We start from the raw sequence: 23,209 nt of genomic DNA, 5'->3' as shown, positions 1-23,209 counted from the left end.
CGCTCACCTCCCCCGTCCGTGGCACCCGGTCAGCGCAGGCCCAGGTCGAGCGACCCGCTCGCGACCTCGGTGCGGTCGGCGCGCGACACGCGGTCGAGGTACTGCTTCGCCTTCGCCGTCTCGGTCTCCAGGACGCCGACGGTCTGCGCCATCGAGTCCAGCGCCTGCACCTTGAACGTGTCGATCGAGTCCATCGCGGCGAAGATGTCGGAGAACGACTGCTGCAGCTGCGGCAGCCCGATCGTCGCGCTCGCGGCCTGCTGCTGGATGAGCACCGACTGCTCGCGCAGCAGCTTGGACGTCGAGGCGATCATGTTCGACGTCGTCGTGTTCAGCGCCGTGATCTGGTCGAGCACGAGCTTCTGGTTGTTGAGCGCCTGGGCGACCAGCACCGCGGTGCGCAGCGCCGAGACCGTCGTGGTCGTCGCGCGGTCGACGCCCTTGATGAGCTCGATGTTGTTCTTGATGATGATGTCGATCGCCAGGTACCCCTGGATCGACACGGCGAGCTGCGTCAGCAGGTCCTGGTGCTTCTGGCGGACGTAGAACAGCACGTCCTCGCGCAGGGCCCGCGCGCGCTCGGGCTCGGCGACCTCGAGCTGCGCGATCTTCGCGGACAGCTGGGTGTCCAGCGAGCTCGCGACGTAGATGTACTGGTTGAGCCGGCCCATCGTGTCCCAGAGGTTCTGCTTCTCCAGGTTGAGCGCGGCGTTGTCCTTGCGCAGCTCGTCCTGACCCCGGTACAGCGCCCTGACGATCGCGTCGATCTGCTTCTGCGAGCTCTCGTAGCGGCGGAAGTAGTCGGTGAGGGTGTCACCGAACGGCAGGAAGCCCAAGAGCTTGCGCCCGACCGTCTTCTCCGACGGGTCGAGGTCCTCGACCGTGCGGCGCAGGTCCAGCAGCGACTTCGACACCTGCGACGTGCCGGAGACACCGCCCTCGCGCAGCTCGCGCACGGGCACCTGCAGCAGGCGGTTCGACGTGTCCGCGGCCTGCCGGATGTCCGAGTCGCCCATGAGGCGCACGTCGTCGGCCTTCGCGGCGAACTCCGGCGAGCCGGCCTGCGCCGAGTCGAGGCTGCTCAGGTACGCGCCGACCTTGGCGTCCAGGCCGGGCAGCGCCGCGGGGTCGACGCGGGGCGCCATCGCCGGCGCGTCGTGCGTGGCCACGGGCGCGACGGGCGCCGGCGCCTCCAGTGCGAAGGCCCCGCTCGACGCGGGCGGCTGCAGCGGGGTGGGCTCGGTCATCGAAGGTCCTCCCGGGAGGCGCTGGTGGCGCGTGTGGCCGTCCGACGACGGTGCTGGTCACGGTACCGGAACGCCCGGTCGTGCTGATCAGAACGCCCGGACGCCGGGCGGAGTTCCACCCGGCGGGCGGCACGTCAGCGCAGCACGTTCGCCAGCTCCTCGCGCGAGTGCACGCCGAGCTTGGCGAACACGCGCGACAGGTGCGAGTCGACCGTACGCGTCGACAGCACGAGGCGCTGCGCGATCGCCCGGCTCGTCAGGCCGCCCGCGGCCAGCGACGCGATCTCCTGCTCGCGCGAGGTCAGCGCGACCGATGCGCCGAGCGGCGGCAGCCACAGCCCGCGGCGGTTGAGCTCGCGCTCGGCGATGCGGGCGAGGTCCGCGTCCTGCGCCGCGAGCGCCTCGACGTGCGCGACGAGCGCCGCCGAGCGCGCACCGTCGCAGACGGCCCCCAGGCTCCGCACACGGGCCACGAGGGCCGGGTCGGCCTGGCCACCGGCGCGACGGCTCGCGTCGATCCAGCGGTGCAGCGCCTCCAGCTCGACGCGTGCGGCGCCACGCTCACGGGCCCAGCGGGCGACCGCACGGGCCTCTGCCACGAGGTCGGCGCTGCGCAGCCACGACAGCGCGTCCAGACGACGGACCCGCAGGTCGCCCTCCATCGCCCGGGCCGAGCCGACCGACGCGCGCGACGCCTGCTCCAGCAGGTCGCGCGCGGCCGCTGCGTCGCCGCAGGCCGCGGCGGCCGTGGCCTCGGCCGTCAGCGAGTACGACGCCAGTCCGGTGAGGTCGGTCTCGTCGAACCGCGCGCGGGCGGTGGCGAGGTGCGTGCGGGCGTCGTTCCAGGAGCCGTCGGCGATCGCCAGCAGGCCCAGGGCCGTGTGGACGGTCGCCCACTCGACGGCGATGGGCGCGTCGGCGGCGGTCGGCGCGAGCGCGGCGCGGACCGCCTCGACCTCGCCCGACCACAGCAGCGTGAAGAACGTCGCGACGAGCACCTCGCCGCGTCCCCAGCGGTGCAGGTCCTCGTGCGCGGCGGCGATCTCGCCGAACCGCGTGCACAGCGCGAAGGCCTCGTGCAGCCGCCCGCTCTCGCCCAGCCCCATGGCGGTCGGGGGGGCGAGCGACACGCGACGCGCCGGGTGGGCACCGCCCTCCAGGGCGACCAGCGCGGCGTCGATCGTCTCGAGGCGACCCGCGTACCCCAGCCGTGTCAGTCGCGTCACCTCGACCTCGTCGCGCCAGCGCAGGGCGGGCAGCACCGGGTCGGCCTCGCGCAGCGGTCGCACGATCTCGTCGAGGCGCGCCAGCGCGCGGTCCACGTCCCCCAGGCGCCGGTGCGCCACGAGCGCGGCCATGTCGGCCACGTGCAGCAGCAGCGTGGCGCTCGCGACGTCGAGCGGACCCTCGGCCAGCAGCTCGGCCGCACGCGAGAAGTCGCGCTCGGCCTCGGCGAGCTCCGTGAGCATGACCCGCGCGTCACCGCGCAGCGCGTGCAGCTGCGCCGCTGCGGCCCCGGGGGGCGACGAGGCGAGGACGCCGGTCGTCAGCATGACGACCGAGTCGTGCTGGTGGATCGTGAACGCCGCCGTGAGCGCCTCCTGCACGCGCGCCGGCGGCACGTCCATGCCCAGGTCGATCGCCAGCGAGACCGAGCGGATGAGCGAGGTGGCCGCCACGCCGTGGGCGACCGGCGCCTCGAGCGCGCGCTGCAGCAGCTCGCGCTGCCGCGACGCGGGGATCCACGCGCGCGCCACGTCGGCGTAGGCCGGCATCGTGAGGTCGACGACGCGCACGGTGCCGCCGGTGACGGTCGCGGCCGTCGTCATGGTGACGGCACCGGCGAGCACGAGCTCGTCGACAGCGGCCGCGGGCACCAGGTCCAGCAGCACGTCCAGCGCGACCGGGCAGACGACGGCGCAGACCTCGAGGGCGGCCTTGCCCTGCGTGCTGACGCCCTGCAGGTCCAGCTCGGCCAGGTCGAGCGTGCGCGAGCGGCCCTGCTGGCCGCCGCGCCACACCCACGCGCCGTTGCGCTGCTCCAGCGCGCCCGACGCCCGCGCGTCGTGCACCGCCTCACGCAGGCGCGTCGCGCTGCCGCCCGACGTGCGCCACAGACGGTCCGTGGTGTCCGCGGTGACCGGGGCGCCCAGCTCGGCGGTCAGCCACCGCTCGGCGGCCTCCCTGGTCAGCGGTGCGACGTCGAGCCGCTCGACGACGTCGTCCTTCCACAGCGCGGCCCACGGCGAGCGTGCCGCCCAGCTCTGCCGCAGCGTCGCGACGACCTGGACGGAGTCCTGCCGCACCAGCCAGTCGAGCGCGCGGGCGGAGGCGTCGTCGAGGCGGTGGGCGTCCTCGACGCGCAGCACGAGCCGGCCGCTGCCGCGGCGGCGCTCGAGGTTCGCGGCGAGCGAGCGCAGGGTCCCGGCGAGGTCCCCGAAGGCCGCCGCGGGGTCGTCCAGCAGCGGCTCGAGCGCGCCGAGCGGCAGCCCGTCGTGGGTGCCCGTGCCGGTGATGTGCACGATGTGGAGGTCGTGGTGCTGGGCACGCAGCCGCTCGAGGGTCCGGGCGACCGCGTGCGTCTTGCCGGACCCGGCGTCACCGACGACGAGGACGCTGCGGCCGCCGGCGAGGGACGCGGTCAGGTGGTCGACCAGCTCGGGCTGCAGGACGGTGGCAGGGGCCGCCGGGGCCGAGAGGGCCCGGTGGGGCGTGGGGACGATCGCGGACGTCCCTGCGCGCCCCGCGGGTGGGCGGGCGTCTGACCTGGTCATAGCGGCTCCGGGCGGTGGTGCGTAGGACGAACGTCGCCGCCGGGGGGCGCAGGTGGGAGGGCGTCCCGGTGAGCGAGACGGGCAAGTGCGACGAAGGCTGCCTGAACCATCGCCCAGGTGGCGCGGTTCACCCGTTCGAGGGTCACCCGAACGCCCGTCGTCGGGGCGCCGGCACAACCTCGGTAGCGATTACCGATGTCCCGCCGCACCGCCCCTGCCTAGCCTCACGACGACCCGCAGCACGCCGGATCCCGACCGGCCGCCGCGCGGGGACCTCACGATCGAGAGAAGGACCCACCAGTGCCCACCTACACCGCGCCCGGCGTGTACGTCGAGGAGATCCCCTCGTCCCAGAAGGTGCTGTCCTCGGCGCCCACCGCCGTGACGGCCTTCGTGGGCTTCACCGCCCAGGCCCCGTCGGACGACCCGGCCGACCCGCAGGGCCTCGCCCCGCGCCTGGTGACGAGCTGGACCCAGTACGAGGCCCTGTACGGCAGCTTCGTCGACGGCGCGATGCTGCCGCTGTCCGTCTACGGCTACTTCCTCAACGGCGGCACGATGGCCTACATCGTGCGCGTCCCGAACGCGGAGCCGTCCGGCAAGCCGGCGACGCTCGAGCTGCCCGCGTCCGACCGCGCGCTCGGCCTGCCGGTGGCCGTCGAGTCCGTCGAGCCCGACGCCAAGCTGTCCGTGGTCGTGCAGAGCGACGACGCCCCGGAGGACCTCGAGGGTCCGACGACGTTCACGCTCACCGTCGTCGAGGGTGACGAGGCCGTCGAGACGTTCCCCGGCCTGAGCCTGGGCGGCGCGCGTGACGCGGCGACCGTCGTCAACAAGACGTCCACCAAGGTCAAGCTCGAGATCCGTCTCGACGACGCCACGGACCTGTCCAGCCAGCTCGAGCTGATGCGCCCCGGCACGTACGCGCTGCAGCAGGCGGAGCCCGTGAAGGTGCCCGTCACCGGCCGCAAGTTCGCCGGCTCGGAGGCCGCCCGCACCGGCATCAACGGCCTGGCGATCGCCGAGGACGTCACGATCGTCGCCGTCCCCGACCTCGTCACCGCCGCGACGCGCGAGGACGGCACCCTGGACCTCGGCCTGTGGAAGGCCGTGCAGACCGCGCTCATCGCGCACTGCGAGCTGCACGCGAACCGCATGGCGCTGCTGGACGCGCCCCCCGGGATGTCCCCGCAGCAGATGAAGGAGTGGCGTTCCGACGTCGCGCAGTACGACTCGGCGTTCGCCACCATGTACTACCCCTGGATCAAGGTGGAGAACCCGCTCGGCTCGGGCGCCTCGGCCGAGATCGTCATCCCGCCGTCGGGCCACGTCGCCGGCGTGTGGGCGCGCACGGACGAGACGCGCGGCGTGTGGAAGGCCCCGGCCAACGACACGATCCGCGGCGTCCTGGACGTCGAGCGCTCCGTCACGCAGACCGAGCAGGGCTTCCTCAACCCGATCGGCGTCAACGCGATCCGCCCGTTCGGCACCCGCGGCATCCGCATCTGGGGTGCCCGCACCCTCGCGTCGGACACCGACTGGCAGTACATCAACGTGCGCCGGCTGTTCAACATGGTCGAGTCGACGATCCTCGAGGGCACCCAGTGGGCCGTCTTCGAGCCGAACGACGTGACCCTGTGGGAGGGCGTCAAGCGCACCCTCACCGGGTACCTGCACGGCCTGTGGCAGACGGGCGCGCTGTTCGGCTCGACCGCCGACCAGGCCTTCTTCGTCCGCTGCGACGAGACGACCAACCCGCCGGAGTCCATCGACGCGGGCCGGCTGATCGTCGAGGTCGGGCTCGCGCCCGTCAAGCCCGCCGAGTTCGTCGTCTTCCGCATCAGCCAGAACAAGCAGAGCGCGGCCTGACGGCTGAGCGTCCCGACTACCACAGGAGCACCGCATGGCAAGCACCGGACTGTTCAGTGCCGACCCGATCATCTCCCAGAACTTCTTCCTCGAGCTCGACGGGAAGGTCGTCAGCGCCCTCGTCTCGGTGTCCGGTCTGGACGTCGAGGTGGGTGTCGGCAAGGTCACCCAGATCGGCAAGGACGGCAAGAAGCAGCAGGTCAAGTTCCTCGGCCAGACCGTCGAGGTCGCGGACCTGCAGCTGACCCGCGTGGCACCCGCCAACATCGCGAACGACGAGCTGTGGAAGTGGTTCAAGGCGGTCCGCCAGGGCGGCCTGTCCGGCGACCGCGCGAAGAACCGCAAGAACGGCTCGGTCGTGCTGTACGACGCCGGGGCCAAGGAGGTCGCGCGGTTCAACTTCTTCAACGGCTGGCCGAGCAAGATCTCGACCGACCAGCTGTCGGTCGACGGGTCGGACGCCATCAAGGAGACCGTCTCGATCGTCATCGAGCGGCTCGAGCGGGTCACGTGACCCTGCGCACGCAGTACGAGTTCACGCTCCCTCGCGGTTACGTCGACCGCGAGGGGGCGTTGCACCGCGAGGGCGTCATGCGCCTGGCGACGGCTCGCGACGAGCTGGAGCCGCTGCGCGACCCCACGATCAGCGGCCCGGACGACCCGCGGCTGACCGTCGTGGTGCTCGCACGGGTCGTCGAGCGCCTGGGTGCGCTGGAGCTGGTGACGACGCACGAGATCGAGGGCCTGTTCGCCGCCGACCTGGCGTACCTGCAGGACTTCTACGGCGTCATCAACTTCGGCACCCCGGCCGAGGTCGAGGAGTTCCTCGCCGGGCAGGACGACGCCGCGCACGTGGCGCCGGCCGCCGTCGAGGAGCCGGCCCCGGTCGCCGACGTGCCGGACGCGGGCTTCGTGCACGCGCGTCCCGCGCGCTCGGCGATCGAGGAGCTCCCGGCCGAGACCCGGTGACCGGACCGTGCTGCGCTACCCCGTCGACGCGGTCTGGCAGGAGATCGCCTACCTGGCGTACCACCTGCACTGGCCGCTGGACGACCTGCTGGACCTCGAGCACCTCGACCGGGTCCGCATGGTCCGGGCGGTCGCGGCGATGAACGAGCAGGCGTGGGAGGCGGTGCGCGAGAGTGTCTGAGCAGACGTCTCTGGGCGGTGGTGGTCCGACGACCTCCAGCAGGTTCCTGCTGGAGGTCGACGGCGTGGAGATCGGCACGTTCCGCGACGTGCAGGGTCTGCGCCTCGACGTCGACGTCGTCGAGCACGTCGAGGGCGGCCAGAACGGGTACGTGCACCAGCTGCCCGGCGTGATGCGCTGGCCGCACCTGGTGTTCACGCGCGGCATGGTGCAGTCCGACGCGCTCTTCGGCTGGGTGCAGCGGTCCTCCGGGCAGGGCTTCGCCGGCAACAACGACACGCTGACGCGGGCGACCGGTGCCGTGACCGTCATCGACGACCGTGGCAACCGCATGCGGTCCTGGGAGCTCGACGGCGTGTTCGCGGTCAGCTGGACGGGACCGTCCCTGTCGGCGGACTCCGACGCGCCCCTCACCGAGACGCTCGAGGTCGCGCACCACGGGTTCCGTGCGGTGACGCGATGACGACCGCGGGCGCGCACACGGCTGCTCCCGCGACCCCGCTGGGTGCCGCCGTCGCGCAGCGGTGGCGGCGGCCGGGTCCCGTCGGGCGGCCGCGTCCGGCCGCGATCGGCTCGCTCGCGTCGGCCGCGGCCCGGTTCGCCGCCGGGTCGGGACGGCCGGTCGCCGTGCGCCGTGCGCTCGCGGGGCCCGCGACGGCCCCCGCGGCGCGCGTGGCCGGCGACGTGCGCCCGCCGCGCTGGTGGTCCGGCGACCTGGCGGCCACGCGCCGTGCCCGGGCGGCGCAGGACGACGTCGTCGTCGCCGCGCATCGCGACCGCCCGCGCGGTCTGCCCCGCTCCGCCGACCGGCTGCCCGACGAGCGCGGCCACCGGCCCGGTGCCGTGCAGGCGCGCCTCGCGCCGCGGGTCGTGCCCATGCGGCTGCCGGACGTGGTCCGCGCGGTCGGCACCATGACCACACCGTCCGACGTCGCACCACGACGGCGGGCCGCCCGGAGCCGCCCGGGGCCGTCGCCGGCGCCGCAGCAGCCGTCACCCGCGCAAACCGCGCCGGGCGCTGCGGTGCCGACGAGGACGACGGCCGCCGGTGACGGGTCCGTCGGGCCCGGGCGTCCGGGACCCGGCGGTGCGCTGGTGCGGCGGCAGGTCCACGCCGGGGCCGCGCTGCGCCGCCGAGCCGCCGCACGTGCCGCGGCGTCGACGGTGCGTCCGTCCGCACCGGGCGGCCTGCCGGCGTCCCGCCGGTCCGTGACGCCGTCCGGCAGCACGCCCGCACCGGCTGCCCTTGCCGGCACGTCGGGGGCGTCCGTGGCCCCCGCGGGGACCGCGCCCGCGACGACGGGCGCCGGTGCCGGCACAGCCGTGAGCCCCGCCGGATCCACGATCCGCGCCGCGCACGTGAGCACCGCCGCACCCACGAGCGCCGCCGCACCCACGAGCGCCACCGCACCCACGAGCGCTGCCGCGCCCACGGGCGCCGCGCGCGCGAGCACCGCCGTCCCCACGGGCACGACCGTCCCCACGGGCGCCGCCGTCCCCACGAGCATCCGTGCCGCTGCACCGTCGGCTGCCGCTGCGCCCACGGACCCGGCGGCGGCCGGTCCGGTCCGTCGCCTGGCGACGACCGGGCGTCACGTCGCCACGCCCGCCGGAGGCCGCGCCACGCCCGCCGGAGGCCGCGCGACGGCGCCCGGACGCGCGTTCGTCGGCCGGACGCCCCGCGCCGCGGCCGGCCTGCCGTCCGCGGTGACGGCGCTGGCGGGCCCGGTGCGCCGCGCCGCCCTGGCGCTGCGCGGGTCCCGCGACCTGGACGTGCGCCGCGCGGCCGCCCCTGTCGGTGCACCGGTCGGTGCCCGGGGGGCGGCGGTGCGCCGCGTGTCGCTCGGGCAGGGGCGCACGTCCGTGGAAGCCGCCGCCCCGGCGAGCGTCTCGACGGCAGCGGCGCCCGGCGTGCACGCCGGGTCGCGGACCGCGCCGGGCACCGTGACCGCCGCTACCGCCGGACCTGCGTCGGTCGCGCGCGGCGCGACGCACCGGGCTGCGTCCGCCCCGGCGCCCGTCCCGGGCGCGGTCACGCGTCCTGCGAGCACCCCGGTGACGACCGGCCGTCCCCCCACCGTCCCGGCGTCCGCCACCTCGTCGACCACGGCGCCGTCGACCACGACCACGTCGACCGCGACCTCGTCGACCACGGCGCCGTCGACCACGACCGCGTCGACCGCGAACTGGTCGACCGTGAACTCGTCGACCACGACCGCGTCGAGCGCGAACTCGTCGACCGCGAGCTCGTCGACCACGACCACGACCCCGGCGACCCCCACCCCGTCGACCGCCGGCCCTGCGACCTCGCTGTCCGGCCGTGCCTCCCTCGTCGTCCCGGCCGCCGGTCCGGCCGGGCCCCGCCCCGGCCTGCCCGCGCCGGGCACGGCCGCCCGTGGTCCGGCCCGTGCGGGACTCGCGGCGACCGCCGCGCCGGGGTCCCGGCACGCCGCCGGCCAGGTTCCCGGTGCCGGCCACCGTCGCGGCCTCGCGCGGCGCAGCACGGGCCTGGGCACGAGCACCCCGACGCTGCCCGTCGGCCGGCACGGGGCTGCGGCGGTCCACGGCGCCGGCGCCCGCCCCGGCGCCCGCCCGTCGGCCGGTGCGCCTGCGCACGAGATCCGGCACGTGCCGGCCGCACCGGTGCGCCGGTCCGTCGCCCCGACGGCGCCGACCGTGGCCGCCGCGGCCCGTGCGGTCGGCCCCGTCCCGACCCACGGGCCCCCGGCCGGGGCGACCTCCGCCGGACGGGAGCCGACGTCCGCGGCGCGAGCGGCGACCGCCGCGGCCTCGTCGACGACGCCACCCACCCCCTCGACGACCTCCGCGACGACCGCCTCGACCTCGTCGGCGACGCCCTCGGCGCCGGCTGTGACGCCGTCCGCACGGCTCACGGCGCAGGACGCTCCCGCGCGCTCCGCGGCGCCCCTCGCGACGACCTCCACCGGGGCGCCCGCCGCGCCCGGTCGTCGCGTGCCCGGAGGGTCGGTGCCCACGGCGACGCGGCGCCCTGGCGGACCTGTCAGGCGGACCCCCGCCGTCGCCTCCTTGCGGGGCGCGGGTGGGTTCGCACGTGCCCTGCAGCCGGTCGGTGTGCGCGCCGCCGTGGGCGCACCTGCCCTGCGCGCCGCGGTCAGCGCACCGACGCTGCCGGCGGTGGCCCGGACCGCGCGGGGGGCCTCCGGTGCCCTGGGTGCGCTGCCGGCACCGACGCCGGGTCGTGCGACGCCGGCGGCACCGCTGGGCGCTCCTGCCTCGTGGCACGCCGCCGCGCGCCCGTTCGGTGCGGCCTCGACGCCGCCCGGGGCGGCCCCCGTGTTCGCGGCCGCCTCGACCGTTCCCGTCCGGCGCCTGACCATGGTGCCGCCGCGCACGGTCGTGCGGCGCGACGCCCCCGTCCCGTCGCCCGCACCCGCGTCGACGGGTGCGGTGGCCGGGGTGCCGGGCGCGGCGTCGTCCGCGCGGTCGGCCGGCGGCCCCGCACCGTCCACCGTCACATCCGCCCAGCCCTCCGGGCCGACCGTCGTCCGACGATGGCTCGCCCCGCTCGGCCAGGAGAGGACCCCCGTGCACGACGAGGTACGCACCCCGCAGGCGGACGTCGAGCGGCGGCTGCGCGCCGAGCTGACGTCCTGGCTGGAGCACGAGCTGGACGACCGGGTCGTGCGCATCGTGGAGGCACGGCTGGCCGAGCAGGACGAGCGGCGCGCGTGGCGCCAGACGCGAGAGGTCTTCTGATGGCGGCGACGACGGCACCGGTCAAGGCCTTCCTCGAGATCGAGGGCGGGCAGAAGGTGCCCTGCCTCTTCAACCCGGCACAGCTGCAGCTCACGCGCGAGAACCACTGGGTCGGCGACCCCCGCCCCGGGCGGGGCGTGCCGCGGCTGCGGTACGCGGGCTCGTCGTCGGGCGTGCTCTCGGTCGACCTGTTCTTCGACACGACGCACGACGGCACCGACGTCACCCGGCACACCGGGCGCCTGCTGGAGCTCATGGAGGTCGACCCGTCGCTGCCGGGCGCCGACGAGGCCACGGGCAACCTGCGCCCGCCGACCGTGACGTTCCACTGGGGCGACCTGCACTCGTTCACGGCGGTCGTCGCGGCGCTCGAGCTGACGTTCACGTACTTCTCGGCGTCGGGGACGCCGCTGCGCGCCCGGGCGTCGCTCGAGCTGCGGCAGTACGAGCCGTCGCGCGCGTTCGGCCCGCAGAACCCGACGTCGGGGACGCCGCAGCCGCACCGCGTGCACCGCGTGCAGGCCGGCGAGACGCTCGACCGCATCGCCGCGCAGCACTACGGCGACCCGACGCGCTGGCGTGCGCTCGCCGAGGCCAACGGCATCCAGGACCCGCTGGACCTGCGACCCGGCACCGTGCTGTCCGTCCCCCGGGGTGACGCGTGAGCACCGACCTCGGCACCGCCCGGCTCAACCCGCTGGCGCACACGTCGTTCGACGTGCGCCTGGGCGGGCGCGCGCTGGGCATCACCGAGCTCGCGGACCTCCTCGACGTCCGCGTGCAGCGGGGTGTGCGCACCGTCGGGCGAGCGTCCCTGACGTTCGTCGACCGCGGGTACGCACTGGTCACGTCGCGCCTGGCCATCGGGCAGGACGTCGAGGTGCGTGCCGACGGCACGTCCCTGTTCACCGGCACCGTCACGGCGCTCGGCACCCGGGCGGACGACCACGGCAGCACCACGACGGTCACGGCGCACGACGGCGCGTACGCGCTGACCACCGACGCGAGCGTGGTCGCGCGCGCCAACGTCGACGCCTCCCAGGTGGTCGCCGAGCTCGCGCGCGCGGCGCGGCTGAGCGTGCAGGGCTGGCCGTCGTCACGGACCGAGCCGTGGCACCTGCAGGCGGACTCGCCGCTGGGCCTCGTCGACGACCTGGCCGTCGCGTCCGGGCTGGACTGGGTCGTCGACGGCACGACGCTGCGCGTGTGGGAGCGGGCCTCGGGAACGGCGTCGGGGTCCCGCCGCACGCGCGTGACCGTCGGCGTCGACCTCGACGAGCTGTCCGCGCGGCAGGTCGGCCGGCCCGACGCGACGTACGTCGTGCAGGGCTGGGACGCCGCGACGACGACGGCCGTGCGCGCGACCGCCGACGCACCCGCGCCGCGCGCGGGGTTCACGGCGCGCGTCGACGCGCACGGGGCGACCCCGCAGATCCAGGTCGGGGGGCTGCAGGTGCGCTCGGCCGAGGAGGCGCAGGTGCGCGCGGAGGCGCTGGCCGCGCGGCACGGGCGCGTCGAGGCGCGGGGCCGCGGGGCGCTGCTGCCGGACGTCGTGCCCGGCGGCGAGGTCGATGTCGCGGAGGGCGGCCCCCTCGACGGCACGTACTACGTGCAGGAGGTCGAGCACCGGTTCGACGGCCGCGCGTCGCGCACGTCGTTCGTCGCGGGCGACCGCGAGCCCGTGCGCCTGGGCGACGCGGCGGCCGGCGCGGGGGAGCGGTCGGCGCGGCACACGGGCCTCGTGGTCGCCACCGTCAACAGCACCGACGACCCCGACCGGCTGGGGCGCGTGCGCGTCACGTACGTGACCGCGTCGGACCGCACGTCGTCGGACTGGGCGCGCGTGCTCGCTCCCGGCGGGGGCAGCGCCGGCGGCATGGTCCTGCAGCACGAGCCCGGGGACGAGGTGCTCGTCGCGTTCGAGGGCGGCGACGTCAGCCGGCCCGTGGTGCTCGGGGGCCTGCACTCGGCGTCCGCCCCGCCGCCGCAGACCGTCCGCGCGGACGGCGGGCCGCGCGTGCGCTCGATGCACTCGCGCCACGGGCAGCGGCTCGTGCTCGGCGACGGCGAGTCCGGCGACGAGGCGTACGTCGAGCTCGCGCTCGGCGCCGCGGGCCACGGCCTGCGGATCTCGCAGCAGAAGGCCGTCCTCGAGGTCGGGAAGATCCCGCTGCGCATCGTGGCCGGGTCGTCGTCGATCGAGCTGGACGGCACGGGACGCGTCACCGTGCGCGGCACCGACATCGAGCTGCAGGCGGACAACGAGCTACGGCTGAAGGGCACGACCGTGAAGATCGAGGGCACCGCGAAGGTCGAGATCACCGGCGCGCAGGTCGCGCTCAAGGCCAGCGGCACCGCCGAGATCTCGGCGTCCGGCCCCACGAAGGTCGTCGGCAACCCGGTGGCGATCAACTGATGAGCGACCTCCAGCACACCCACAACGGCATGACGGTGGCCGCGGACTTCGTCGGGCGCGGCTTCGCGTGGCCGTTCACGGTCGACCACACCGGCTCGATCGCCATGACCGACGGCACGGGCGACGTCGAGGACGCCATGCGCGTCGTCCTGCTCACGGCACCCGGCGAGCGCCTCATGCGCCCCGCGTTCGGCTGCCGCATCTGGGACCTGCTCTTCGAGCCCATCACCCCCAACCTCGTCGGCCTGGTGCGCCAGGCCGTGCGCGACGCGCTGGCCCAGTGGGAGCCGCGCGTCGACGTCGAGGACGTGCGCCCCGTGCAGGACCCCGGCGAGTCGGGCCTGCTCCACATCCAGATCGACTACCAGGTCCGGTCGACCAACGACCGCCGCAACCTGGTGTTCCCCTTCTACGTGATCCCCCGCGAGGACTCCTGACATGCCGCCGCTCGACCCGCCGAACCTCGACGACCGCCGGTTCCAGGACATCGTCGACGAGACCAAACGCCTCATCCCGCGCTTCACGCCCGAGTGGACCAACCACAACCTGTCCGACCCCGGTGTGGCGCTCGTCGAGCTGTTCGCGTGGGTCGGCGAGATGGTGCTGTACCGGGTCAACCAGGTGCCGGAGCGGATGTACGCCCACTTCCTGGGCCTCGTCGGTGTCGAGCCGTTCCCGCCGTCGGTCGCGCACACGCGCCTGACGTTCCGGCTCGCGGCGCCGGCGAACGAGCCCGTCGTGATCCCCGAGGGCACCGCGGTCTCGACCGTGACGGTCGGCGGGCAGGAGCCCGTGGTGTTCGCGACGTCGACCGAGGCCGTCGCGGTGCCGCCGCGGCTCGTCGCCGCCCGCACCGCCGGGCCCGACGGTGCCGCGTCGAGCGACGTGTGGGAGGCCCTGCAGGTGCCGGGCGAGAGCGTCCGCTGCTTCCCGTCGTCGCCCATCCGCGACGGCGACGCGCTCTACCTGGGCTGCGCCGACCCGCTCGCGGACCTCGTGCTGCGCCTGGACGTGACCGCGCACGCCGAGGGCATCGGCGTCGACCCGACGCGCCCGCCCCTGGCGTGGGAGGTGTGGAGCGGTGAGGCCTGGGTGCCGACGCTCGTCGACGAGGACACCACGGGCGGCCTCAACCGCGACGGTGCCGTGGTCCTGCTCGTCGGCGACCGGCACACGCCCCTGACGATCGGCGGGACGACCGCCTACTGGCTGCGCGCGCGCCTGCTCGACCGCGCCGACGGCCGCCCCGCGTACCAGGCGTCCCCGCAGGTCGGGTCCGTGCGCGTCCGCACGGTCGGCGTCAGCGTGCCGGCCGAGCACGCGCAGGCGATGCCCGCGGAGGTGCTCGGGCGGTCCGACGGACGCCCGGCCCAGCGGTTCACGGTCTCCGCGGCACCGGTCGCGACGCGGCGCGCCGACGAGCGCGTCGTCGTCGTCGACCGCACGGGCGCGACCGAGTGGGACGAGGTCCCGGACTTCTCCGCGTCGGGCCCGGGCGACCGGCACGTCGTGTGGGACTCCGCGACGGGCGAGGTGCGGTTCGGTCCCGCCGTCCGCCAGCCCGACGGCCGCACCCGCCAGCACGGCGCGGTGCCGCCCGACGGCGCCCAGGTGCGCGTCACGGGCTACCGGACCGGTGGTGGGTCCGGCGGCAACGTCGGGGCGCGCACCGTGACGTCGCTGCGCACCGCGCTGCCGTCGGTGCGCTCGGTCGCCAACCTCGTGCCCGCCACGGGCGGCGTCGACGCGGAGACGGTCGACGAGGCCAAGGTCCGCGGCCCGCTGGCGCTGCGCACCGGGCAGCGTGCGGTCACGGCGTCCGACTTCGAGCAGGTCGCCCGGCAGGCGTCCGTCGAGGTCGCCCGGGCCCGCTGCCTGCCCGTGCCGCCCGACGGCCCCGCCCGCCCCGTGCACGTGCTGCTGGTGCCGCAGGTGCGCAGCGACCCGCGCACCCACACCATCGACGACTTCGTGCTCTCGCCGCGGCTGCTCGACGTCGTCGCGGCGGAGCTGGACCTGCGCCGGACCGTCGGTGTGTCCGTCGGGCTGGGCGCGCCGTTCTACCACGGGGTGTCCGTCGCGGCGCTCGTGCGCGCGGTCCCGGGGCGGCCCGTGCAGGCGGTGCGCGAGCGCGTCGTCGAGGCGCTCACCCGGTTCGTGCACCCGCTGGTCGGCGGGCCGCAGGGCACGGGCTGGCCGTTCGGCCAGACGCTGAGCGCGACCACGGTCGCGCAGGTCGCCGAGGGCGTCGACGGCGTCCTGGGCGTCGACGAGGTCACGCTGTTCGCGTACGACCTGCGCAACGGCCGGCGTGTCGGCGAGGGCCGCGAGTCCCTCGCGATCGACCCCGACACGCTGCTCCTGTCGGCCGAGCACCGCGTGGTCGTCCGATGACGTTCGCGGCGACGGGGGCGCGACGTGGGACGCGCTGAGGACTGGCTGCTCGCGCAGCTGCCCGCGGGCATGGTCGCGGAGGACTTCTTCTCGCGGTTCGTGCGCATCTTCCAGGCGGAGGCCGAGACGCTGCTGGCCCACCCGGACAACCTGCCGTACCTGGCCGACCCCGGGCTCGCACCGACCGAGATGGTGCGCTACCTGGCGCGCTGGATCGGCCTGCCCGGGCTCGACGCCGACCTCCCGGAGGACCTGCAGCGCGACCTGCTCGTCGCCGGGGCGGCCGCGCTGCCGTGGCGGGGTACGGCGCACGGTCTGCGCGTGCTGCTCGAGGGGTACACCGGCGGGCCGGCGCACGTGGTCGACGGCGGCGGGGTGCACGCGCTGGGTGACGAGCCGACCGACACGGCGTGGGTGCGGCTCGAGGCCGCGTCGACCGGGCGGCTGACGCAGGACGAGCTGGTCGAGCTGGTGCGCGCCGAGGTGCCGGCGCACGTGCACGTCGAGCTGGTGGTGGGGGGCCGCACGGTGTGGCCCCGACCGGAGGGGGAGTCCTGATGACCGAGGTGATGCGCGAGCCGGTGCCCGGCATGGGCCGGACGGCGGGCGGTGGGACCGACACGGTGACGTGCCCCGAGTGCGGGACGCGCGCGGCGCTGGACCTGCTGCGCCGTGACGCGTCCGCGTTCTGCCCGCAGTGCGACTACCCGCTGTTCTGGGCCGACCGAGGCGGTGCCCGGGCGGCCGCGTCGGACGCCGACCCGGCCCCCGTGCGCCGGTCGCCGGGCGTCGAGGGTGAGCTCGCGGGCGTCGTCGTCGCGTGCCTCGTCTGCGGCGAGCACAACGCGCACGCGCGCGGGCCGTGCGTGCGCTGCGGCTCCGACCTGACCCCGCGGCCGGCGCCCGTGCTGCTGCCGCCCCCCGCGCCGGAGCCCGCGCCGCAGGTCGTCCAGGTACCCGTGGCGGTGCCGTGCGCGCACCCCCGCACGTGGGTGGTGGCGCTCGTCGCCGCGCTGCTGGGTGCGGGCGTCGCGTTCGTCGTGACGATGGTGGTGCTGACCTGACGGACCCGCTGACGTCGGTCAGCGGGGGAGGGTGAGGATCTCCGCGCCGTCGTCGGTGATGGCGATCGTGTGCTCGCTGTGCGCGGTGCGGCAGCCCGTCGCGCTGCGCAGGGTCCAGCCGTCCGCGTCGGTGACGATCCGGTCGGTGTCCGCCATGACCCACGGCTCGAGCGCGAGCAGCAGACCGGGACGCAGGGGGTAGCCGCGGCCGGGGCGGCCGGTGTTGGCGACGTGCGGGTCCTGGTGCATGGTTGAGCCGATTCCGTGCCCGCCGAACTCGGTGTTGACGGGGTAGCCGGCACCCGTGAGCACCGTGCCGATCGCGTGCGACAGGTCGCCGATGCGCGCACCGGGCCGGGCCGCGGCGACGCCGGCGGCGAGCGCGCGCTCGGTGGCCTCGATGAGCGCGACGTCGGCGGCGGCGGGTGACCCGCCCACCACGAAGCTGATCGCGGAGTCCGCGGCGATGCCGCGCAGCGACACCGCGAGGTCGAGCGTCAGCAGGTCCCCGTCGCGCAGCGCGTAGTCGTGCGGCAGGCCGTGCAGGACGGCGTCGTTGACGGCCGTGCAGACGTAGTGGCCGAACGGCCCGCGGCCGAACGACGGTGCGTAGTCCACGTAGCAGGACTGCGCACCCGCGTCGAGGATCATCGCCTGCGCCCAGCGGTCGATCTGCAGCAGGTTGGTGCCCACCGTGGCGCGGCGGCGCAGCGCCTGCAGGATCTCGCCGACCAGGGCCCCCGTGTCCCGTGCGCGTGCCACCTCGGAGGGGCTGAGGATCTCGATCACCTGGGGTGTCCCTCTCGTCGCGCCCGGGGCACGCGTGCCGCGCGTGCCCTCCATCCTCTCGCGACGCGGGCGTGCGCCGCCCGGCGGGTCACGGCCCGCCGGGTCCGTCCGGACCGTCCGGACCGACGGGTGCGGTCGGGACGGCGGACGGGGTCGGGGCGGCGGACGGGGTCGGCACGGCGGACGGGGTCGGGACGATGGCGGCCTGCACCTGCACGTTCACCGTCCTGGACGACGGGGCCCACGTCGCGGCCGACGGCACGTACCGCACCCGCAGCGCCGTGCTCCCGGGTGACCACCCGGTCGTCGGCAGCGTCACGGTCGCGGTGCCGCCGACCAGCGTCGCGATCACGGCCGTCTCCCAGTCGGGCGACGACCCGACGCCGACCTGCACCTGCCCGAGGGGGGTGCCGGACGCGGTCGTCACGGTCACGTTCACGGTCAGGTCGGTGCCGACCCTCACCGGTGCCGACGTCGTCGCGGACACCGACGTGACCGCCGGCACCCGGGTCGTCGTCGCGGTCACGAGCAGCTGCCGCGCGTTCGCCGGGACCGTCGACTGCGACAGCGCGACCAGCCACCCGGTGGTCGTGGTCGCCGTCAGCTGGGCCGCCGGCCCGCTCGTCGTGCCGGGCAGGTACAGCACCGAGTCGCTCGCACCGTCGATCAGCCGCACGTCGAGCGCGCTGCCGACGGTCGGTGCCACCCGGACGACGACGGACGGCGCCCCGCCCGTCGCCCGCAGGCGCACCTCGACCTCGCGCAGCTCCAGCGGCACCGTCCGCGGCCCCGTCACCTCCACGGTCTGCTCGACGCTCGCCAGGTGCCCCGCGGGGCCCGTGGCGCGCACCGTCCAGGTGCCCGGCGGGACCTGCGCGAACGTCGTCACGTGCTGGAGGCCGGCACGTGCGACCGGCTGCGGGCCGAGCACCGTGCCCGTGCTCGACGTCAGGGTCACCAGCCCGCCGGTCAGGTCCGCGCCGATGTTCGAGGTGAGCTGCACCGTCACCGCGTGGCGCGCGAGCGGGAACGTCACGTCCAGCACGGTGCCCTGACCGGGCACGACCTGCACGCCGCGGGTGATCGTCGCCCCCGACGCGGCGAACGCCAGCGCGTACGTGCCGCCGCCGAGCCCGCTCAGGACGTAGCGGCCGTCCGGACCGGTCGTGACGGAGACGCCGTCGGTCGTGCCCTGCGGCGTCGCGGTCACGACGACGTCCGGCAGCGCGACGGGCTCACCGTCGGCGGTCTCCTGCGTCACCTGGCCCTGGACGGCGCCCGTCGGCGTCGCGAGCGGCACCTCGACGCGCCCCGGCTGCCCGGGCCCGACGGTGACGCGCGTGCTCACCGTCGTGTACTCGGTGGTCGAGGGCACCACCCACAGCGTGTACGTCAGGGGCAGCAGCCCGCCGAACACGAACTCGTCGTCCACGACGGTCGGCGGATCGATCGTCACGGCGCGGTCGGAGTACGCCAGGCGGACGTTGAGGCCCTCGGTGACCGGCGCCCCGGTCGCGTCGGTGACGCGCACCGTGAGCGTCGAGCCGAGCGGGTCGAGCTCGAGGTGGGAGGTCGTCGTGCCGGTGGTGACGGCGGCGACCGCGGTGGCCGGCGTGTGGGCCTCGGCCGACGCGGTGACGTCCCAGTCGCCCGCCCAGAGCCCCTCGCGGTCCAGGTCGCCGACCAGCGTGTACGACCCTGTCGTGTCGGAACGGGCGGTGAACTCGGTCCGGCCGGTCCCCGTCGCGTCGGCGGGGCCCTCGCCGCGCACGTCGGCGCCAGCCAGCGCGACGGTCCACTCCTCGCCGAGGCGCGTGGACACCGTGCCGCGGATCCGGCCCAGCCCGGTGAGCGCGACCGCCGGCGTCGCGACGGTCCCCGCGACGACCTCGACGCCGACCGGCGCGGGCGTGCGGAACCCCGCGGCGACCACCTGCACCTCGTACGTGCCCACCGGCACGGCCCCGAGGTCGACGGCGGTCGCCGCACTCACGTCACGCTGCACGAGGACCGTCCCGCCGGCGGACAGGGTGACGCGTGCGGCGGCCAGGGGCGCCGCACCGTCCGGCGCGAGCGTGACGCGCACGCCGCCGTCGCGCAGCAGCACCGTCTCCGAGAGCGTCGTCCCGGGGCTGCCGGTCGTGCGGAGCGGGACCTCGACGACGATCTCGGCGCCCGCCGTGCCCGGGCTCCAGCCGGGGGCGCGCACCGCGAAGCGGTAGGTGCCCGGGCGGATCCGGTTCTCGACGCCGATGGCGGTGTCGACGAACGTCAGGGCGACCCGCGTCGCGGGACGTGCGTCGGGCGCCTCGCCGACGGTCGTGTCCGCACCGGTCACCGCGGGCGTCAGCCGCACCGTGCCGGTGCCGGGCGGTGCGGACACCAGCTCGAACGTGACGTCGGGCAGCGTCGTGACGCGGGGGACGAGCACGACCGACGCGTCGAGCAGCTGGTACGACGGCGTCAGGACGATGCGGTCGACCGTGCCGAGCTCGACGCCGTCGAGACGCAGCGTGTCGAACCCGTCGGCCTGCACGACGAGCCCCACCTGCCCGGACACGAGCGCCAGCACCGGGTGGCCCGCGCACGCACCGGCCTCGGTCGTGCACACCAGCGCCTCGCCGAACTCGTCGGTCGTGTACGTCTGGCTGCGGCGCACCTGGGTGGTGCCGGAGTACCCGACGACGCCCGTGACGGTGACGCGCGCACCCTCGCGCGCCTGGAAGGCGTCGTGCGCGGACTGCACGACGACCTGCACGACCTGGTTGCCGACGGGCGAGGCGAGCACGACGGTGGCGTCGATCTGCTGGTTCAGGGAGATGTCGCGCTCGACCGTGACGTCCAGGCCCGGGTCGTCGGCCGCCGTCGTGACGATCGTGTACGTGCCGGGCGTCAGCCCCCGGAGCTCGGCGACGCCGTTCTCGTCGCTGACGGCGGTGCGCACGGGCGTGCCGTCCACGTGCGTGGCCCGCACCGTGGCGCCGCGCGCGACCTCGATCGCGTCGGTCGCGTCGGCGCGCAGCGTCGTGACCCGGATGATGCCGAGCCGCTCGATCGTCGCGTCGTAGCGCTTGGTCTCACCGGGCAGCAGCACGACCTCGGCGGGCTCGGGGGTGACCCAGTCGTCGTCGGCCAGGCCCACGACGACGACCTCCCACGTCCCGGCGGGCAGGCGCCGCAGCTCGTACATGCCCTGCGTGAGCCGCGCGCAGCGGGCGTCGGTCGCCGTGCAGGTGGCGGTCGCGGGGACGCACGTGGTGGTCGACCCCGCGGGACGTGCGACGACGCACACGTCCGTGGGCAGGGCACCGACGCGCGGCAGCACCGAGCCGACGAGGGACGGTGACGGCGTCAGCGCGACCGTCGCGGCCTCGACGACGGCGCCCATGGGCACGGTGACGTCGACCGTGCCGCTCTCGTACCCGGGCACCGACACGCTCAGCGTGTACCGGCCGGGCAGGAGGCCGCCGTCGCCGTCGGCGGGCAGGACGTAGGCGTCGTCGGGTGCGGCGGTCGCGACGACCGTGCGCGTCGTGCCGTCGAGGGCGGTCGCGGTCGTCATGACCGTGACGAGGCACGGCTCGGTGGTCGCCAGGCACTGCACGCGCCCGCCCGTCGACGCGTCGGTGACGCGGCCCGTGATCCCCGCGGTCGCGACGAGCCCGTCGCCCGGGACCGACGTCAGCACGAGGTCCGACGTCGCGGTGCCGCCGGCCGTGACCTCGACCTGCGCGAAGCCCGTGACGAACCCGAACGCCTCGGCCGAGAGCACGTACGTCCCGGCGGCGACGCCGACGAACCGGTACGACCCGTTGCCGTCCGACGAGGACATCGACTTGTAGGTCTCGGTGCCGTCGCTCAGGGTCAGGCCCGCGGCGGTGATGCCCGTGCCGTCGTCACCGCGGACCGTGCCGGAGACCGCGCCGCCGACGGCGGTCATGGCGACCTCCCAGCCGTCGATGCCCGCCGCGGTGACGGCCAGCTCGCGCGTCACGGTCGCGTAGCCCGGCCCTCCGACGGTCACGGTGTACGTGCCGGGGGTGGGCAGGTCCGCGAGGACGAAGCGGCCCGCGTCGTCGCCCGTGAGGGTCGTGGCGGTGCGCGTGACCGTGCCGTCGGTCGCGGTGACGGTCAGGCCGCCGATGCCGCCGACGCCACCGAGCGCCGCGGTGCCGATCGCGACACCGGAGACCGACGCCAGGCCGGGCTCCACCGTGAGGTCGACCGTGCGCTCGCCCGCGGCGCCGAGCGTGACGAGCTGCGACGTGCTGCCCCACCGGTCGGACGACGCCGTCACGAGGTAGGTGCTCGGCGTGCTGAGCCCCTCGACCGACCAGGTGCCCACACGGCCCTCGGTGACGGTGCGGGTCGTGACCGTCGTCGTGCCGTCGGTGAGGGTGAGGCCCACACCGCCGACGGGGCCGTCGGGGCCGGTGACGACACCGCGCAGGGCGCCGTCGCCCGCGCGCAGCTCGGTCTGCAGCGGGTTCTCCGCCAGCTCGGCTCCCGTCAGGACGTACCGCTGCGTGCCGTACCCGGGCTTGGCGACCGTCACGAGGTAGCGCGTCGTGGGGGACAGGCCCGCGAACGCCCAGGTGCCGGCCTCGTCGGTCGTGGTGCGCAGGCGCTGCGCGGTCGCGGCCGTGCCCTCGACGGCCAGGGCGGTGCCCAGGAGCTTGGCGGACGTGGCGTCCGCGGGGCGTGCGACGGTCTGCACGACGGCCGCGACGGTCGACACTGTCGTCGGGGCGGTCGAGCCCCACAGCTCGGACGTCGGCACGACCTGCACGCTCGCACCGGCGGGATCGGTGCCCGAGACCTGCCCGGCGACCCGCAGCGTGGGGACCGCGGGGGCGTCGGACCCGTCCTGCCCGGGCGCGTCGCCGTCGCCGTCCTGGCCGTCGCCCTGCGCGCCGCCCTGCCCACCGTCCTGCCCGGCGTCCTGCCCGGCGTCCTGCGCGTCGCCCGTCGCCACCGAGGCGTCCTGCCGCTCCCCGAGGGCCGTGACGACGCGCGGGATGCCGACGAGCGCACCCGCCACCCACAGCGCCAGCACGACGACGACCGCGGCGACCTTGAGCACGGTCGGGCCGAGCCACGCGCGCGACGTGAACGTCCCCGGCACCTCCTGCGGTGCGCTGCGCCCGGTCGCGGTCACCCGGTACGTGTGGCGCTGCTCGCGGCCGACCCAGCGGTGGCTCGACCGCAGCACGGCGGGCACGCGGACCGTGCCCGCGGCGGGGACGTGCACGGGTGCGAGCGGGACGTCGACGTCGACGCCCGAGCCGACGGCCGACAGCAGCGCCGACGTCGCGGTGGCGCCGGTGTTGGCGAGCACCACGTCCACGCGCCGCCGGGCCCGGCCGCGCGCGTCGGTGGGCTCGATGCTCACGAGGAGCTCACCGGCGACGTCGAGCGTGAGGACGGCGTCGGTGACCGTGCGGCCGGCGTCGGACTCGACGACCACGAGGAACGGGTAGCCACCGGCCGCGGCGCCCGGGGGCGGCGTCACCCGCAGCGTGGCGCCCGCGCTGGCGCCGGGGGCCAGGCCCGGCACCGTCACGGCGACGGGTGTCCACGCGGGCTCGAGGCCGATGGCGTGCAGGTGCACGTCCAGCGGCACGTCGGCGACGTTGCGGACGCGGACGGCGACGTCCACGTCACGGCCGGGCGAGCCGTGCGCCGCGGCGTCGACCGAGACGGTCGGGGCGGTGGCGGTGCTGCGCCGGGAGGCGTCGCTCACTGTGGTGCTCCGATCCCGCGTGCTG

The 23,209-nt window shown here is 75.9% G+C and carries 16 protein-coding genes; 12 read left to right on the top strand and 4 right to left on the bottom strand.

Going from position 1 to position 23,209, the window contains the following annotated elements; genetic code table 11:
* Positions 1 to 29: 29 nt before the first annotated feature.
* Positions 30 to 1,247: a toxic anion resistance protein gene (locus KKR89_RS15325; protein ID WP_208196200.1), complete on the bottom strand. Its 1,218-nt coding sequence runs from the start codon at positions 1,245 to 1,247 to the stop codon at positions 30 to 32.
* 134 nt (positions 1,248 to 1,381) lie between these two features.
* A complete protein-coding gene (locus tag KKR89_RS15320) occupies positions 1,382 to 4,021 on the bottom strand; it encodes a helix-turn-helix transcriptional regulator (protein ID WP_208196199.1) in 2,640 nt (879 codons plus the stop codon).
* 300 nt (positions 4,022 to 4,321) lie between these two features.
* On the opposite strand from KKR89_RS15320, the gene KKR89_RS15315 reads away from it, so the two are divergent.
* From KKR89_RS15315 to KKR89_RS15260, 12 genes are read left to right on the top strand one after another with little or no spacing between them, the layout of a single operon-like run.
* Positions 4,322 to 5,890, top strand: a complete 1,569-nt coding sequence (locus KKR89_RS15315; RefSeq protein WP_208196198.1) for a phage tail sheath family protein — start codon at positions 4,322 to 4,324, stop codon at positions 5,888 to 5,890.
* A gap of 34 nt (positions 5,891 to 5,924) precedes the next feature.
* Positions 5,925 to 6,404, top strand: a complete 480-nt coding sequence (locus KKR89_RS15310) for a phage tail protein (protein ID WP_208196197.1) — start codon at positions 5,925 to 5,927, stop codon at positions 6,402 to 6,404.
* Positions 6,401 to 6,859 (top strand): hypothetical protein, encoded by a 459-nt coding sequence (locus tag KKR89_RS15305; RefSeq protein WP_208196196.1) that lies wholly within the window; start codon positions 6,401 to 6,403, stop codon positions 6,857 to 6,859. The genes KKR89_RS15310 and KKR89_RS15305 overlap by 4 nt, the downstream gene beginning before the upstream one ends.
* 7 nt (positions 6,860 to 6,866) lie before the next feature.
* The gene (locus KKR89_RS15300; RefSeq protein WP_177199566.1) at positions 6,867 to 7,040 is read left to right on the top strand and encodes a DUF6760 family protein; all 174 of its coding nucleotides are present in this window, start codon (positions 6,867 to 6,869) and stop codon (positions 7,038 to 7,040) included.
* Positions 7,033 to 7,503 (top strand): phage tail protein, encoded by a 471-nt coding sequence (locus KKR89_RS15295; RefSeq protein ID WP_251140916.1) that lies wholly within the window; start codon positions 7,033 to 7,035, stop codon positions 7,501 to 7,503. Before KKR89_RS15300 ends, KKR89_RS15295 begins: the two co-directional genes overlap by 8 nt.
* Positions 7,500 to 10,778, top strand: a complete 3,279-nt coding sequence (locus KKR89_RS15290) for a hypothetical protein (RefSeq protein WP_208196195.1) — start codon at positions 7,500 to 7,502, stop codon at positions 10,776 to 10,778. The genes KKR89_RS15295 and KKR89_RS15290 overlap by 4 nt, the downstream gene beginning before the upstream one ends.
* Complete coding sequence (locus KKR89_RS15285) at positions 10,778 to 11,443, top strand: CIS tube protein (RefSeq protein ID WP_208196194.1); 666 nt, start codon at positions 10,778 to 10,780, stop codon at positions 11,441 to 11,443. Before KKR89_RS15290 ends, KKR89_RS15285 begins: the two co-directional genes overlap by 1 nt.
* Positions 11,440 to 13,194: a phage baseplate assembly protein V gene (locus tag KKR89_RS15280; RefSeq protein ID WP_208196193.1), complete on the top strand. Its 1,755-nt coding sequence runs from the start codon at positions 11,440 to 11,442 to the stop codon at positions 13,192 to 13,194. The genes KKR89_RS15285 and KKR89_RS15280 overlap by 4 nt, the downstream gene beginning before the upstream one ends.
* Positions 13,194 to 13,631 carry a GPW/gp25 family protein gene (locus KKR89_RS15275; protein ID WP_243882641.1) on the top strand — a complete coding sequence of 146 codons (438 nt, stop codon included), beginning with the start codon at positions 13,194 to 13,196 and terminating at the stop codon, positions 13,629 to 13,631. Before KKR89_RS15280 ends, KKR89_RS15275 begins: the two co-directional genes overlap by 1 nt.
* A gap of 1 nt (position 13,632) precedes the next feature.
* A complete protein-coding gene (locus KKR89_RS15270; RefSeq protein WP_208196192.1) occupies positions 13,633 to 15,588 on the top strand; it encodes a putative baseplate assembly protein in 1,956 nt (651 codons plus the stop codon).
* A gap of 24 nt (positions 15,589 to 15,612) precedes the next feature.
* Positions 15,613 to 16,146: a phage tail protein gene (locus tag KKR89_RS15265; protein ID WP_251140915.1), complete on the top strand. Its 534-nt coding sequence runs from the start codon at positions 15,613 to 15,615 to the stop codon at positions 16,144 to 16,146.
* Entirely contained in the window at positions 16,146 to 16,652 is a 507-nt protein-coding gene (locus KKR89_RS15260; protein WP_208196191.1) for a hypothetical protein, read from the top strand. The genes KKR89_RS15265 and KKR89_RS15260 overlap by 1 nt, the downstream gene beginning before the upstream one ends.
* An 18-nt stretch (positions 16,653 to 16,670) precedes the next feature.
* On the opposite strand, the gene map is transcribed toward KKR89_RS15260, so the two are convergent.
* Together map and KKR89_RS15250 are read right to left on the bottom strand one after the other, a co-directional pair.
* Positions 16,671 to 17,441, bottom strand: coding sequence for a type I methionyl aminopeptidase (map, locus tag KKR89_RS15255; protein ID WP_208196190.1), 771 nt, complete (start codon positions 17,439 to 17,441; stop codon positions 16,671 to 16,673).
* A gap of 88 nt (positions 17,442 to 17,529) precedes the next feature.
* Positions 17,530 to 23,184, bottom strand: a complete 5,655-nt coding sequence (locus KKR89_RS15250) for a carboxypeptidase regulatory-like domain-containing protein (protein WP_208196189.1) — start codon at positions 23,182 to 23,184, stop codon at positions 17,530 to 17,532.
* Positions 23,185 to 23,209: the final 25 nt, after the last annotated feature.

It is taken from the genome of Cellulomonas dongxiuzhuiae (assembly GCF_018623035.1).
In the GTDB taxonomy this organism is placed as follows: domain Bacteria; phylum Actinomycetota; class Actinomycetes; order Actinomycetales; family Cellulomonadaceae; genus Cellulomonas; species Cellulomonas dongxiuzhuiae.
The sequence above is the reverse complement of the archived record's forward strand: the minus strand, read 5'-3'. Positions and strand labels throughout refer to the sequence as shown.